Origin of the sequence: Ideonella lacteola (genome assembly GCF_038066555.1) — a bacterium.
GTDB lineage: Bacteria > Pseudomonadota > Gammaproteobacteria > Burkholderiales > Burkholderiaceae_C > Ideonella > Ideonella lacteola.
The window spans coordinates 110,864-125,644 of sequence record NZ_JBBUTG010000019.1 but is presented as its reverse complement, the minus strand read 5'-3'; the positions used below and the strand labels follow the sequence as shown (position 1 = coordinate 125,644).

Sequence of the window (14,781 nt, the reverse complement as noted above, 5' to 3'; positions counted from 1 at the left end):
CTGCAGAGGCTGCCTACGCAACGGGCCTGCAACATCGGCGAACTGCTGCCGCACCACTGGGTGCCAGCTATCTGACCGAACGCTCCGCCTCGGTCAATATGTGTTCCCTGGCTGCTTACATTCATCGAGCACCGCGCGCTTGAGGTCAGCGTCGTGACGGCGTCGCCTTGCCGGCTTGGTATCTTGCGTGGTGTCCACTTAGTCCTTGGTGGACACCATCGTCGGCGGCAGGCCGCCCATACTCAAGACGGGTTCGCCGGACGCTTGCTCATTTCGATCGCAAGCCGGCTGCGCGCCAGCACGGCGCCGGCGAGGCCCCTACTGCCAGAGCAGTTCGAGGTTCTTGAAACCCCAGCGTTCCGGGTCTTCCGGACCGACGATGGAGTCCTTGCAGCCCGGGGCCGCGAGATCGAGGGTGTTCGCTTGGATCGGCTCGTTCGAGCGCAACGAGAAAAACACCCGCACCTTCGGATGCAGCAACGAATCGCCGCCCTGCTCCACCACGACCGCGAGCCGGTTCGAAGCCAGTTTCACCAGCGAGCCCACCGGGTAGATGCCCACCGACTTGACGAAGGCGTTGAACACCCGCTTGTCGAAGTCGCCATCCCAGCGCGCCATCTCGCGGATGCTCATCGCCGGATCCCAAGGCTTCTTGTAGGCGCGGATCGAGGTGACCGCGTCGTACACGTCGCACACCGCCCCCATCCTGGCGAGCAGTGAAATCTCGTCACCCTTCAGGGCATGCGGGTAGCCGCGGCCGTTCACCTTTTCATGGTGGTGCAGCGCGATATCGATCGCAGCGGGCGTGGCCTGGCTGTCGGCCAAGGCCTTCGCGCCAGCGGCCGGGTGCAGCTTCATCACCTCGAACTCTTCGTTGGACAACCGCGCCGGCTTGTTCAGGATCTCCAGCGGCACGAACATCTTGCCCAGGTCGTGGGTGAGGCCGCCAATGCCGGCGAGCCGGGTCTGTTCTTCGTCGAGGTTCAGCTGGCGCGCCAATGCGAGCATCAGCGCGCACACCGCCACCGAATGCATGTAGGTGTAGTCGTCGTGTGCCTTCAGGCGCGCCACGCTCAGGATGGCCGAGGCGTTGCGCTGCACTTCAGCCTGGATGGCATCGACCAGCGGCAAGGTGGCCTGCGTATCGATGGCCTTGCCCAACCGCGCCTGCTGGAACATGTTGGCCACCTGGTCACGGGCGTTGTGGCACACCTTGCGGGCCCGTTCGACGTCGAGCTCCATCGAGCGCGCGGGCTTCGGCCGTGCCACCGCCGGGGCCACGGCAGGCGGCGGTGCCGCCACAGGCTCGGCCACCATCGGCGGGGCCAGCACGTCGGCGGCCTCCATGCCCAACGCGTCGTCGTCCAGCGTGGCGTTCATGGTGGTGTCGCCACCGTCGCTGATCCAGACCTCCTGGATGCCGGCGTCGATGATGCGCTGAATGTCCGCCGGGTCTTCCAGGATGAAGCGGCCTCGCAGGAAGGGGTGCTGCATCCACGAGCCGCCCAGGCGCTGGATGCGCATGCCCACCCGCAACTCGGTGGCCTTGATCTTGATACCGGGCTTCGACATCGTGGACTGCCTAGCTGAATACGGCGCTCAGGGCTTGGCCGGCACGCTCAGGCGACCAGCGCACCAGCGCGGTCGCGCTGCACGCTGCAACCGATAAAGCCGTCGTCACCCAGCGGCAGGATGTAGCCGCACTTGGGCACCGCCTGCCCCATGCCGAGCTTCTGGAAGTCGTATTCGATCCAGCCGCCACCGCTGCCCACGGCTCGGCGCGCCTGGTCGAGGAAGCTGTCGGCCACCAGCGTGGGAACGCCGGGGCACTCGTGCAAAGGCCGGCCCAGCAACGACGGGTCGACCCCGTTGGCCAGATAGCGGCCGTTGGCATCGAAGGCGTAGATGTACAGGTCGCGGTCGACGAACCCACCGTAGGGGTTGTTGAACATCGAAGCCGCTTCGCGCCAGCCCTTCTCGGTCACCAGGGCGCGAGCGCGCTCGACCAGGTCCTTGGCCTCGTCGGCGCTGCCCTGGCGCAGTCGCATCACTTCCACCGAAGACTTCAGCACGGCCGACTGGTTCGTCAGGTCTCGCGACGCTGCTTCGGCGTGTTGAACTGCCACACCGTTTTGAGCGGTCAGTTCCTGCAGCGTCAGCATGGCCGCCGTCACCTCTTCCAGGCCGGCGCTTTGCGACTGGCTCGAATCGCTGACAAGCCGCAGGTGTTGGCTGACTTGATCGACGTTGTCGATGATGCCGGCGAGCTGCTCGCCCACCCCCACGATCTGGCCCGAGGCCACATCCACCTGGTCGTTCGTGTCTTCGATCAGGTCTCGCACTTCGGCGGCGGCCTCCACGCAGCGCATGGCCAGGCTGCGGATCTCGCCGGCCACCACCGAGAAGCCCCGGCCCGCCTCGCCTGCACGCGAGGCCTCGACCGAGGCATTCAGCGCAACGAGGTTGGTCTGGAAAGCGATGTCGTCGATCACGCCGTTGATCTCGGCCACCCGGCGCGCACGCTCTTGCAAGGTGGTCATCGACGACACGGCTGCGTCCATCGCGGCGCGGCTGTCCTGCACCGACGTGCGCAGCTCGCCTGTCATGGTGTTCAAGCGGTCGAGCGAATCGGCCGTGGTGGCCACCCCGCCGGTGATCTCTTCGACCACGCTCACCGATTCGCGCAGGCTCGCCGCCTGTTGCTCGGTGCGCCGGGCCAGCGCCATGCCTTCGTGGGCCACCGTGTGGCCGGCGGTTTCGACGCGCACCGCGCTGGTCCGGATCTCCGACACCATGTGCGACATGTGTTGCGCCATCTTCTCGACATGGCGGCTAATCTCGGCCAGCTCGTCCGAGCCTGTGAGGGTGGCGGTGGCAGACAAGTCACCTTCGGTGTAGGCCTGCAACCGGCGCCCCAGCGCGTGCACCGAGCCCACAAAGCTCCAGTAGAACAACAGCCCCAGCATCCAGACGCTGAGCAGCCCGAAGCCGGTGAGACTGGCCGCAATGATCATCGAGCGAGACACCGCCGCCACCCGAGCCTCCAGGCTGTCATCGAGCCACTTGTGGATCTCGGTGTAGACGGCCGCGATCGTGGCCTGCACGTGGCGGCCCCGGTCGATCACCTCTTGCGGGTCGCCGTTGATCACCTCGCCAGCAAAGATCTCATCGATCATGCGGCTGAGTGCGGCCATCTGCAGACGCAGGTCGTCCCACTGCGCGGGCGGCTGCGCGCCATTGCGGCGCAGCGCCTCCATCCGGCCCTCGACCGCCTTGAACTGGCCGTTCATCAAGTCCAACCCCGCATGGACGGCAGCGCGGTCCAGCGTGCCGGCGTCGCCTCGGGCAAGCACACCCACCACCCGGGATTGAACATGGCTCATCCGGTCGATCAGGCTGGGCAGTCGCTCGACCAGCATGTCCATCTCGTGATACGGGCCGGCCTCCGGGTCGTAAAGCAGGCCCGATTTCTCCGCCACGATCATCATCAGCTCACGCAGGCGCAGCATCTGCTCGTCGTGCGCATGGGCTGCCGCGACCCGATCGCCTTCGGTGGGCAGATTCCCGAGTGCCTGCAGCCCCTGACGAACGTCGGCCCACATGTCAATGGTGCCCAGCCGGCTGGCTTCGGCGAAGCGGCGATCGACCTCGCTAACGCCCTTGGCCATGGATTCACGCACACCCGCCAACGCGGTGCGGGCGCTCTCGTCGCCATGCATGGCCGCCGTGACCAGCGCGCGGTGCTCGCTGAGGCGGCCGGCCTCATCCATCAGGGCCTCCAGCACCTCGGTGCCGGCAATCTCGTTGCGAGTGAAGTTGAGCTGGTCCATGCCCTGGCGCCAGGATTGGATGGCCAGATGCACCAGCGGCAACGTCAGCAGCGCCGCGAGAACGATCAGCTTGGGCGCCAGCCGGATGTGTCGCATCACGTAGACACCCCGGCGGACCAGGGATTGGTACGGGTTTTTCATCGAAGCGTCTCCTCTGCCGACTGGCGCCTCATTCGAAAACGAAGTGCTGCATCGAACGCTTGAGGCTGTCGCCCTGCGTGCGCAGGTCTTCCGAAGCCTTGGCAAGCTGGTCGACCATGCGGGCGTTGCCGCCCACCGACTCGGCCACGCCGTGGGCAATGCCCACCACCTCGCGCGACTGGTCATGGCCGTTGTGGGTGAGCCTCACGATGTCGCTCACGATCTGGCTCACTTCGGCGATGCGCTCATCGGTGTGACGCACCGCCTCACCCACGCGTTCGGTAAGGATGCCGCCCTGCTCGATCTCGGCAACCGAGGCATTGACGATGTCATAGATCTTGCGCGCGGCGGATTCGCTGCGCTGGGCCAGGTCACGCACCTCTTGCGCCACCACAGCAAAGCCCTTGCCGGCCACACCGGCACGGGCCGCCTCGACCGAGGCGTTCAGCGAGAGCAGCCGCGTCTGGTGCGCCACCGCCTCCACCAACGACACCACGCGGGTGATCTCGCGGCTCTTCTGCTGCAGGCCGTCCATGCGGCCCTGCAAGGATTCCATCGCCTTGCGGCTGCGCTGCGCGTCGGCCCGCACATCACGCATGTGCTCGGCGATGCGTTCGACCTCGATGCTGCAGGCGCTCATGGCGTCCATCGAGCCGCGGGCGCGGTTGCTCACCTCGCCAATCGACTGGCGGATGTCGTTCGTGCGGCCGGACAGGCCGGCGTTGCCACTGGCCACTTCGCGTGAAGCATGCGACACCGCGGCCACGCCCTGGGTGACCGCTTCAAACAGCGAGGCCATGCGCCGCACCGACTTGGCCAGCGCATCCAGCGCATGGCCCACCTCATCCCGGCCCCAGGCGGGCGGCTTGTCGCTCAGGTCGCCGGCCGCCAGCTTGTCGACGCGCGAGCACAGCTCACGCAGACCGCCGCCCACCACCTTGTTCATGCAAATCATCAGGTAGGCCACCGACAGCAGGCCCGAAATCAGCATCGCCAGCGCGAGGTGAGCGTCGTTGTTGGCCTCGGCACGGAGTTGCGCCACATCGCGCACCACCTTGTCCAGCGCCTCTTCATGCAGCGCGCCAATGGCCCGATCGGTCGCCTCGACCGAGGCGAGGAAATCCTTCATCTCCAGGCCGATCGCCAACAGCACGTCACGTTCGTTCTGCGCGGTGCGGGCCACACGCACGGCCCGTTCGCCACGGTCGGACAAGGCGATCACCTGTTCGAAGACCGCCTTGCCCAGCGACTGGTCCAGCTGCCCGGCGCTGATCACCGGCTCCAGCTCCATCTGCATTTCCTGCAACCGGACCCGCAAGTCCGCCAGGTATTCGCCCAATCGCTTGGAGACATCCGCCCGATTCGGCTCGATGTAGATCCGCCAGGTGGCCACCCCCACACGGGCCACGTCATCACGAACGGCCGGCAGTTGTTCCAGCGCTCCGCGCATGGTGGCCACCATCAACTCGTTGTTCTGCAGCGGCTTGGTCGCGGCGCGCAGCAAGATCGTGCGGTAGCGCCACAGCTGTTGTTGGTAAGCCATCGCCGCGCGGTAGCGGGGTGGCGCCGAGGTGGAGTCGCCAGCGCCTTGGTCCAGGTCGAGCGCGGTGGCCCGGGCCCGCTCTCGCAGCGGCTTCAGCAACGACATCTGCGCCACGGCGCCGCGGGGTGGGGCCTCCAGCTCGTTCAGGCTGCGCTCCATGCCGTCGAATGCCTTCTGTTCGGCATCGAGCGCCGCTCGGATGTGCGATTCGTCGGCGGCGCCGTATTCGCGTTGGAAGATGCGTGTCACGACGACGCGCATGGCCTCGGCGGCGTCCTGGGCCGCAGAATAGCTGGCCATCGCCTGGGCGCTGGCTTCGAAGGCGTGCCCTTCTGCCGACGCGCGTTCCAGCTCCCGGTTGGCGAGGTAGGCCAGCGGCACCAGCACCACCACCACCAGCACCAAAGCCTTGTAGCGGAACTGCAGGTTCTGCAACAACCGCACCCCGGGCGACCAGATGCCGTGGTAGCGCGCCGCATCGAGCAGGCTGCGAAACGCTCGGACGAACGCTGATCGCAGTAGGGCCAGATAGTGACTCATGCGTCGGTTTCCGTGAAAGCCGGTGGACCAGATGTGATGACGTGGCGAAGCAGGCTCGCCACGAGTGGGTTGCACTGTAGGAGCCGGTTCCTGGCGCGAAGTGACGAATAGCACGGCCAACACCCTCTTCATCGTCATTTCTTGGCGCCTGGAGCGCTTCACACTGCCCTCTATCGGCCGATAAATGGCGAGGTTGACCCGTGTCGGCCCCCTTACAGGAGCACAGGAGCGTATTTATGACCAATGCCGCAGACCGGGCACCACCAGCGTCAGCACGCCGCATGCTGCCGCTCGGTTTGGCCCGGGCCATCGGGCTGGGCCTGCTCGGCTGCTCGGCGGGTGCCGTGGGCATGTGGTCGGGCGCTGGCCCGGCGGCAGTGGCGGGCGCCGGTCTGGCCTGTGGCCTGCTGCTGTGGGCGTTGACACCCCGCTTCCCAGCCACCACCCAGGGCCCCGTGGGCGACGCCGTTGGCCGCACCGCCGGCGGGCGCATCGTTCACACCCAGGCCAGCGGCCTCACCCGGCAGATCGTGCCTGTCTGGCAGCGCAATGTGGACACTGCCCGCCTGCATGCCGAGCAGAGCATGAAGGGCTTGATCGAGGGCTTCGGCAACATCCTGGTCGACCTGGAGCAATCGCTCAACGGCTCCAGCGAGTTCCACCACATGGACGGCGCCAGCATCGACAAATTGCTCGAACGGCACCGCCCCGAGGTGGACGCGCTGCTCGATTCCACCCGCCGCATCGCCCAGGCCAAGGATGAAATGGCCCGCGGGGTTTCAGAAATATCCGAAGCGCTGACGGAAACCTCTCGCCTGTCCAAAGAGGTGCAGACCATCGGCCGGGCCACGCACCTGCTCGCGCTCAACGCCTCGGTGGAGGCCGCGCGCGCCCAGGGCGGCGGCGCCATGGCGGCCGGCTTCGCCGCTGTCGCCCACGAGGTGCAACAACTGGCGGCCCAATCGCGCCAAGCCGGTGTGTCGCTGGCGCGCCACCTGGGCCGCATCCATGAACGGGTGCAGGCGATGAAGCTGCACGGAGGCCGCCTGGACTGCGACGAAGACGAACTCGTGCGCCAGGCCGAGCAGAACGGCCGCACCCTCGTGCGTGCGCTGTTGACCAATCTGGCCGAGGTGACGCGCTCGCAGCGTTCGCTGCACGACGCCGGCCACCGCGTTCAAGATGAGCTGGAACGGATTCTGGTGGGCCTGCAGTCGCAAGACCGGCTGAACCAGATGCTCGAGTCGGTCACCGTCGACATGCAGCGCCTGCACGCCTGGCTGGACGGCGCCCCGGATGAATCGGCCGCCTCCGCGAACAAGTGGCTCGAGCGGCTGGAGTCGAGCTACACGATGGAAGAAATGCGCACGAGCCATCACGGCACGGTGCAAGTCGAGAAGGCCTCTGAGGTCGAATTTTTCTGAAACAGGAGCGATTTCAATGAGCAAGACCGTGATGGTGGTGGACGATTCCGGCAGCTTCCGCACCGTGGTGAAACTGGCCCTTCAAAAGGCCGGCTATGGCGTGGTAGAGGCCTGCGATGGCAAAGACGCGCTGGCGAAGCTGACCACGCAGAAACCCAACCTGATCGTGTGCGACGTGAACATGCCGCAGATGGATGGATTGACCTTCCTGCGGCAGATCAAGTCGACGGCGACCCACAAATTCACGCCGGTGATCATGTTGACCACCGAGTCGCAGGAAGAGAAGAAGGCCGAAGGCCGGGCCGCTGGCGCGCGCGCCTGGATGACCAAGCCCTTCCAGCCCTCGCAGCTGGTTGACGCCGTCAACCGCCTGTGCGTCTGATCCCCCCACTCGCCGGGAGACAAGCACCATGGCGACCCTTCCACTGCAAGGCGAGTTGACGATCGTCGCTGCCGCCGCGCTGCGCGATCAGCTGCTGGCGGCCTTGCCCGAGCAAGGCGGCGAGCTGGTCGTCGACCTGGCCGCGATCGAAGCGTGCGACAGCGCCGGCATCCAATTGCTGCTGGCCACCCGGCGCCTGGCCGCCGGCCGCGGCACGCAGTTCGCACTCGACCATGTGCCCGAGTGCATCGTGCAGGCCCTCGCCACCTACGGCGTGGATGCGCGCACCATCGCTTACACGGGGCATGCTGCATGAATCGTGACGACGAAGAAATACTGGCGATCGCCCGGGTCGGCTTTCTCGAAGAGGCCGCAGACATGCTGCGGCAGTTCGAGCAGGCCCTGCTCATCATGGAGACAGACCCCGGCGATACCGAAAACCTGAACGCCGCCTTCCGCGCCGCCCACACCATCAAGGGCACGGCGGGCCTGTTCGGCTTCGATGCGGTGGTGAGCTTCACCCACGAAGCCGAGGCGCTGCTGGAGAGCTTGCGGGCCGGGCGCATCCAGGTGTCTGAACCGGTGATCGCCCTGCTCTTGCAGAGCCGTGACCAGATGGAAGCCCTGCTGGCCGAGGTGGCCTCGGGCGAGCAAGACCCGTCGATCGCCGAGGCCTCGCGCGAACTCGGCGCGGCGCTGCGGGCGGCGATGGGCGGCCCCACCGCGGCCGCAGAAGCACCACGCGCCGCTGCGGCCCCCACCGAACCTGGCGCCACCCAATGGGCCATCGGCCTGCGCTTCGGGCCCGATGCGCTGCGCAACGGGCTGGACCCGCTGTCGTTCATCCGCTACCTCGGCACGCTGGGGCGGATCGACGAGATCCGCTTGCTGGAAGACGCGATACCGCCGCTGGACCAGCTCGACGCCGAAGCCTGCTACCTCGGCTTCGACATCCTCTTCTCCGGCACCGCGACGCGCGAGCAGATCCAGCAGGTGTTCGAGTTCTGCATCGACGATTGCGCATTGACGCTGCAAGCCCTCAGCGCCCCCGAGGCCGACGCGGCGGACGGCGATGCACACGACAGCGACACACATGAGGCCCACGCCCCTGACGATGCACCGACTCACGGCACCGCAGCAGCCACCGACCGCCGCACGGGCGAGCGCCGCACCGCCGACCGCCGCGCGGGCAGTGACGACGCACGCGTCGTCAAGGTGCGGGCCGACAAGCTCGACCGGCTGATCGACCTCATCGGCGAGCTGGTGATCGCCAGCTCGGGCGCCAACCTGGTGGCCCACACCGAAAACTCGCCGGCCATGATCGAAGCCGCGCAGCGCATCAGCGATCTGGTCGAAGAGGCCCGCGACGGCGCCTTGGCGCTGCGCATGGTGCCCATCGGCGACACCTTCGCGCGCTTCCAGCGCGTGGTGCGCGACCTCTCCAAGCAGTTGGGTAAAGAGGTCGAGCTGGTGGTGACGGGCGGCGACGCCGAGATGGACAAGTCGATGGTCGAAACCATCGCCGACCCACTGATGCACCTGGTGCGCAACAGCCTGGACCACGGCATCGAGCCGGTCGAGGCGCGCCTGGCCGCCGGCAAGCCCGCACAGGGCCGGCTGGCATTCAACGCTTACCACGAGTCGGGCTCGATCGTAATCGAGGTGAGCGACGACGGCCGCGGCCTGGACAGCGCCCGCATCCTGGCCAAGGCCATCGAGCGGGGCCTGATCTCGGCCGACGACGAGCTGAGCGAAGAAGAGGTTTACCAGCTGATCTTCCTGCCCGGCTTCTCCACCGCCGAGGCCGTGACCAACATCTCGGGCCGCGGTGTCGGCATGGATGTGGTCAAGCGCAACATCGAATCGTTGCGGGGCCAGATCCGCGTGGCCAGCACGCCGGGGCGCGGCGCCACGATGCAGATCCGCCTGCCGCTGACGCTGGCGATGATCGACGGCTTCCTCACCCAGGTGGGCAAGGTGCACTATGTGCTGCCGTTGGCCGTGGTGGCCGAATGCATCGACGTGCCGCCCGAATGCCGCGCCGACCCCGATCGGGTGTGCGGCACCTTCGACCTGCGCGGCCAGTTGCTGCCCTACCTCGACCTGGCCCGCTTCTACGGCGCGCCGCGCACCGAGCAACGCCGCCGCAGCCTGATCGTGGTGAACCAGGGCGAGACCCACATCGGCATCGTGGTCGACCGGCTGCTCGGCGAACACCAGACGGTGATCAAGCCGCTGGCCCCGATGTTCCGCCACCTGCAGGCCCTGGCCGGCTCCACCATTCTGGGCTCCGGTGAAGTGGCCCTGGTGCTCGACATGCAGGGCCTCATCGCCGCCGCCGGCCGCCACGGCACCACTTACCGCCATTCCCACGCGTTCGCCGCGGGCACTGCCCCGCTGAATTCACAGTCGATCGGCTGAAGCCACAACGCCTTACCGAAAGAGAGACCTCCCATGAAGAACATCCTGCGCCGCATGAAGTTGTGGCAGAAGTTCGCCGCTCTCGGCGTGATCGGCACCGTGATGTGCGCGGTGCCGCTGGCCCAGTTGCTCAAATACAAACAAGACGAAGTCACTGTCGCGCGGGCAGAGGCCGAAGGCATGGGCCCCGCCAAGCTCGCGCACAAACTGATCATGCAGGTCGACCATCATCAGCAGTTGGCGATGCGTCTGGCGCTGGGCGACGACCGTGCCGATGCAGAGATGCGCCGCGCCGCCTCGGACGTGAAAGACACGTTCGACAAGCTCGACAAGACGCTGGGCGAGTTGAAATACGAGGGCGCCGGCGAAAACGCTGGCAAGGCCCGCACGGCATGGGACAAGGCAAGGTCCGCCTCCGAGTCCGGAAAAGCAGCGATCAACGAGATCGGCGACGCGCACGGCAGCGTGGTGGACGGGCTGCTGGCGTTGCTGGACGACATTGCGGATGGCTCCGGCCTGGCGCTCGACCCGGCGGCCGACAGCTACAACCTGATGACGGCGCTGATGGATCACCTGCCCCGAGCCGTCAACGAAGCCACCACGCTTCGAGCGATGGGTACTCAGGTAATGCACAACAAGCAGGTTTCCGCAGTCGACCGGGTGGCACTGCAAAACGAGATCGAGCGGATCACGTACTTCTTTGACCGCGGGTTGGGCCAGGTGACCCACGCGATGCACATGAACAAGGACTTGGAAGAGGCGCTCACCGCCCCATTGAACAAGGCCAAGGCCGAAACCGCCAAACTGACGGCGGCTATCAATGATTTGGCCGCCAAAGGCCGAGACGGCATCTCGGAACAAGCCTTCCAGGCGGTTGGCGCTGCCGCCGTCGAGGCCCAAGACCAACTGCTGGAGGCTGGCGCGAATACGCTCGAAGCGATCTTGACCGTTCGGGTGGATTCGATCACTCGTACGCGCAACACGCTCATCGGCAGCATGGCGCTCATGGCGCTGTTGGCGGTGGGGCTGGTGGTGGCGATCGTCCGATCAGTCACCCGCCCGCTGGGCCGGGCCGTGGAAGCCGCCACCGCCGTGGCCGAAGGCGACTTGTCGATGAAGCTGGATGACTCGGGCACCGACGAAGCTGGTCAACTGCTCTCCCAATTCGTCCGCATGCAGAACGCCATCCGTGAACGCAATGATCGCGACACCAAGCAAATGCAGGAGATGTCTCGGATACGTCAAGCGCTCGACGCCGTGTCGGCCAACGTGATGATGGCCGACGCAGACTCGAAGATCATCTACATGAACAGATCGGTGCTGTCGATGATGAAGCGCAATGAAGCGGCTCTGCGACAAGGGCTGCCAGGCTTCGATGTAGAAAGGCTGATCGGTCAGAGCTTCGACAATTTCCACCGCAACCCTGCGCACCAGCGCAGCTTGCTTGGCGGGCTGAAGAGCGAGCACAAAGTGCAGATCAAGGTCGCGGGACTCTCGTTCAGCCTGATCGCCAACCCCATCTTCGACTCGGCTGGGACGAGGCTTGGCACCGTGGTGGAGTGGGGTGATCGCACCGAGGAAGTGGCAGCAGAACAAGAGATTTCTGCGATGGTCAACGGTGCGTCACAGGGCGACTTCTCCCAGCGTATCGACACCTCCGGCAAGGCGCCGTTCTTTGCCTCCTTAGGCAGCTTGTTCAACGAACTGGTGTCTACCGTCAGCAAGACGATCGTCGAAGTGCGCGCCGCGGCAGAGCAACTGACCTCTGCATCGTCGCAGGTGTCGTCCACCTCACAGGCGCTGTCCCAATCGGCCTCCGAGCAGGCCGCGAGCCTGGAAGAGACCACCGCCTCGCTGCAGGAGATGGCAGCCTCGGTGAAGCAGAACTCGGACAACGCCACGGTCACCGACGGCATGGCCTCGAAGGCCGCCAAGGAAGCCATCGAAGGCGGCGAGGCCGTCGGCCAGACGGTGGAAGCGATGAAGTCCATCGCGAAGAAGATCTCGATCATCGACGACATCGCCTACCAGACCAATCTGCTGGCGCTGAACGCCGCGATCGAGGCGGCCCGGGCCGGTGAGCACGGCAAGGGCTTCGCGGTGGTGGCTGCCGAGGTGCGCAAGCTGGCCGAGCGCAGCCAGGTGGCCGCACAGGAAATCGGCCAGCTGGCCAGCGAATCGGTGGGCACGGCCGAACGTGCCGGCGCGCTGCTGGGCGAGATCGTGCCGTCGATCAACAAGACCTCGAACCTGGTGCAGGAGATTGCCGCCGCCTCGGCCGAGCAATCCAATGGCATTGGCCAGGTGACCAACGCGATGAACCACCTGAACACCTCGACGCAGCAGAACGCATCGGCCTCCGAGCAGTTGTCGGCCACCGCCGAGGAGCTGTCGGCCCAGGCCACGCAGTTGCAAGAGTTGATGGCCTACTTCCGCCTCGCCGACGACGGCGCCGGCGCGCCGGCCCCGATGGCGAGCAGCGGCGGCTCGCGGCGCGCCAGCCCGGCTGGCAGCAGCCAGGCGGTGCAGCGCGCACGCCAGGCTGCAGCGCAACGCGAAGCCGGCGGCCGTCGCGGCAAGGGCGGCGCCCAGGTCGACTCGGTCGACGAAGAGGCTTTCGCACCGTTCTGAGCGGCACACCATGGAAGCGCTTGACGTTTCAATCGACAGCGACGCCGACGGCGCAGGCGCGGCTTCGCAGCAACTGCTGCGATTCGCCCTCGGCGACGACGCCTACGGCGCGCCGATCGACCGCATCCGGGAGATCCTCGAGGTGCCCCCGACTACTGAAATGCCGCGCATGCCCTCGTTCGTGCTGGGCGTGATGAACCTGCGCGGCGCCGTGGTGCCGGTGATCGACCTGGGTGCGCGCTTCGGCCTGGCCGCCACCCGCATCGGCCGGCGCAGCTGCGTGATCGTGGTCGACAGCTCGACAGAGCCGACCAACGGCTCGGCGCGCCAGCCGCTGGGCCTGCTGGTCGACGCGGTGCACGAGGTGCTGGACATCGATGCGGGGGCCCTGGCCCCTGCACCCAGCCTGGGCACCCGGATCGCGCCGGAGTTCATCGCGGCCGTGACGCGCGCCCGCGACCAGTTGCTGACCATCATCGACCTGGATCGGGCGTTGAACAGCGACGATCTGGCCCAACTCATCTCCGCCGAAGCGGCACACGCCTGAGGCCACCCCCATGAACCTCTCCAACGAGTCGTTCCAGGCTGTGGCCGACCTGTTCCACGGCATTTCAGGCATTCGCCTGGCGGAGTCGAAGCGCTCGCTGGTGGCCGGCCGACTGCAGAAGCTGGCGCAGGTGCAGGGCATGCGGAGCCTCGACGACTATGTCGACCGCCTGCTGAGCGACCGCGACCCTGACGAGATCATCCGCGTCGTCGACAAGCTGACCACCAACGAAACCTACTTCTTCCGCGAGCCGCAGCACTTCCAGTTCATGGCCGAGGTGCTCGGCCGCTGGCCGGCAGGCAAGCCGTTTCGGGTCTGGAGCGCAGCCAGCTCGTCGGGCGAAGAGGCCTACAGCATCGCGATGCTGCTGGCCGAAAAGCTGGGGCCTTCGGGCTGGGAAGTGGTGGGTACCGATCTCTCCACCGAGATGGTGGCCTCGGCGCAGCGGGCGCTCTACCCGATGTCCCGTGCCCGACACACACCACGCGAATACCTCAAGCGCTATTGCCTGCGGGGCGAAGGCGCCTACGACGGCCAGCTGCTGATTTCGAAGGCACTTCGGCAGCACGTGCGATTCAGCACCGCCAACCTGATGGAGCCCTTGCCTGACCTGGGCCGATTCGACATCATCTTCCTGCGCAACGTGCTGATCTACTTCGACTCGCCGGCGAAGACCGCGATTGTCGAAAGCGTCAGCCAACTCCTTCAGCCCCATGGCTACCTTTTCGTCGGCCACGCCGAGTCGCTTGCCCACCTCCAAGTCGGGCTCCGCGCCGAACGCACGGCCGTCTACACCCGCACCTGAAGCCCATCGCCTGGGCGGCGAGAAGCTGGCCAGGGCTGGCGAGGCGCTGTTCCTGATGCCGGGCGAGTGGTACTTCGGCCGCGAGGCGATGAGCGTGCGCACGCTGCTGGGCTCGTGCGTGGCGGTGACGCTGTGGCACCCGGTCAAGCAGATGGGCGGCATGTGCCACTACCTGTTGCCAGAGCGCCGTGGCCCAGCGGGTGCGCCGGACGGACGCTACGGCATCGAAGCGATCGAATTGCTGGTGCAGCGGCTGAAGCGGGCCGGCACGCAGCCCGATGAATACGTGGCGCACCTCTACGGCGGCGCCGACACCATGCCGGATGCCACCGGCGTGAAGCTGAATGTCGGAGAGCGCAACATCGAGACCGGCTGGACACTCATCGACAAGTACGGATTTCAACTCGATGGCGTGGACGTGGGCGACCACATACCGCGTAACGTGACGCTGCACCTGGCCAGTGGCGAGGTGCATGTGAAGCGCGGCACACGCCACCAGACGCCGCAAGGGGAATGA

At 66.5% G+C, this 14,781-nt stretch carries 11 protein-coding genes; 8 read left to right on the top strand and 3 right to left on the bottom strand.

Features of this window, described 5'->3' with window-relative positions; translation table 11 throughout:
• Window positions 1-318: 318 nt before the first annotated feature.
• The 3 genes from AACH06_RS23200 to AACH06_RS23190 are packed head-to-tail and all read right to left on the bottom strand — an operon-like array spanning window position 319 to window position 6,054.
• On the bottom strand, window positions 319-1,572 hold the full coding sequence (locus AACH06_RS23200) for an HD-GYP domain-containing protein (protein WP_341428160.1): 1,254 nt from the start codon (window positions 1,570-1,572) through the stop codon (window positions 319-321).
• Between the two features lie 47 nt (window positions 1,573-1,619).
• Window positions 1,620-3,971, bottom strand: coding sequence for a methyl-accepting chemotaxis protein (locus AACH06_RS23195; protein ID WP_341428159.1), 2,352 nt, complete (start codon window positions 3,969-3,971; stop codon window positions 1,620-1,622).
• 28 nt (window positions 3,972-3,999) lie between these two features.
• Complete coding sequence (locus AACH06_RS23190) at window positions 4,000-6,054, bottom strand: methyl-accepting chemotaxis protein (RefSeq protein WP_341428158.1); 2,055 nt, start codon at window positions 6,052-6,054, stop codon at window positions 4,000-4,002.
• Window positions 6,055-6,290: 236 nt separating this feature from the next.
• Between AACH06_RS23190 and AACH06_RS23185 the strand changes: the two genes are divergently transcribed.
• From AACH06_RS23185 to AACH06_RS23150, 8 genes are read left to right on the top strand one after another with little or no spacing between them, the layout of a single operon-like run.
• Complete coding sequence (locus AACH06_RS23185; RefSeq protein WP_341428157.1) at window positions 6,291-7,478, top strand: methyl-accepting chemotaxis protein; 1,188 nt, start codon at window positions 6,291-6,293, stop codon at window positions 7,476-7,478.
• A gap of 16 nt (window positions 7,479-7,494) precedes the next feature.
• Window positions 7,495-7,860: a response regulator gene (locus AACH06_RS23180; RefSeq protein WP_341428156.1), complete on the top strand. Its 366-nt coding sequence runs from the start codon at window positions 7,495-7,497 to the stop codon at window positions 7,858-7,860.
• Window positions 7,832-8,176 (top strand): STAS domain-containing protein, encoded by a 345-nt coding sequence (locus AACH06_RS23175; protein WP_341428155.1) that lies wholly within the window; start codon window positions 7,832-7,834, stop codon window positions 8,174-8,176. Before AACH06_RS23180 ends, AACH06_RS23175 begins: the two co-directional genes overlap by 29 nt.
• On the top strand, window positions 8,173-10,281 hold the full coding sequence (locus tag AACH06_RS23170; RefSeq protein WP_341428154.1) for a chemotaxis protein CheA: 2,109 nt from the start codon (window positions 8,173-8,175) through the stop codon (window positions 10,279-10,281). Before AACH06_RS23175 ends, AACH06_RS23170 begins: the two co-directional genes overlap by 4 nt.
• Window positions 10,282-10,314: 33 nt before the next feature.
• Window positions 10,315-12,912 (top strand): methyl-accepting chemotaxis protein, encoded by a 2,598-nt coding sequence (locus AACH06_RS23165; RefSeq protein ID WP_341428153.1) that lies wholly within the window; start codon window positions 10,315-10,317, stop codon window positions 12,910-12,912.
• Window positions 12,913-12,922: 10 nt separating this feature from the next.
• Entirely contained in the window at window positions 12,923-13,459 is a 537-nt protein-coding gene (locus tag AACH06_RS23160; protein WP_341428152.1) for a chemotaxis protein CheW, read from the top strand.
• 10 nt (window positions 13,460-13,469) lie between these two features.
• On the top strand, window positions 13,470-14,264 hold the full coding sequence (locus tag AACH06_RS23155; protein ID WP_341428151.1) for a CheR family methyltransferase: 795 nt from the start codon (window positions 13,470-13,472) through the stop codon (window positions 14,262-14,264).
• A complete protein-coding gene (locus AACH06_RS23150) occupies window positions 14,206-14,781 on the top strand; it encodes a chemotaxis protein CheD (protein WP_341428150.1) in 576 nt (191 codons plus the stop codon). Before AACH06_RS23155 ends, AACH06_RS23150 begins: the two co-directional genes overlap by 59 nt.

What these genes read in the sequence shown, in the direction of transcription:
- AACH06_RS23200 (WP_341428160.1), bottom strand. Translation starts at nt 1,572, where the DNA reads ATGTCGAAGCCCGGTATCAAGATCAAGGCCACCGAGTTGCGGGTGGGC.
- AACH06_RS23195 (WP_341428159.1), bottom strand. Translation starts at nt 3,971, where the DNA reads ATGAAAAACCCGTACCAATCCCTGGTCCGCCGGGGTGTCTACGTGATG.
- AACH06_RS23190 (WP_341428158.1), bottom strand. Translation starts at nt 6,054, where the DNA reads ATGAGTCACTATCTGGCCCTACTGCGATCAGCGTTCGTCCGAGCGTTT.
- AACH06_RS23185 (WP_341428157.1), top strand. Translation starts at nt 6,291, where the DNA reads ATGACCAATGCCGCAGACCGGGCACCACCAGCGTCAGCACGCCGCATG.
- AACH06_RS23180 (WP_341428156.1), top strand. Translation starts at nt 7,495, where the DNA reads ATGAGCAAGACCGTGATGGTGGTGGACGATTCCGGCAGCTTCCGCACC.
- AACH06_RS23170 (WP_341428154.1), top strand. Translation starts at nt 8,173, where the DNA reads ATGAATCGTGACGACGAAGAAATACTGGCGATCGCCCGGGTCGGCTTT.
- AACH06_RS23165 (WP_341428153.1), top strand. Translation starts at nt 10,315, where the DNA reads ATGAAGAACATCCTGCGCCGCATGAAGTTGTGGCAGAAGTTCGCCGCT.
- AACH06_RS23160 (WP_341428152.1), top strand. Translation starts at nt 12,923, where the DNA reads ATGGAAGCGCTTGACGTTTCAATCGACAGCGACGCCGACGGCGCAGGC.
- AACH06_RS23155 (WP_341428151.1), top strand. Translation starts at nt 13,470, where the DNA reads ATGAACCTCTCCAACGAGTCGTTCCAGGCTGTGGCCGACCTGTTCCAC.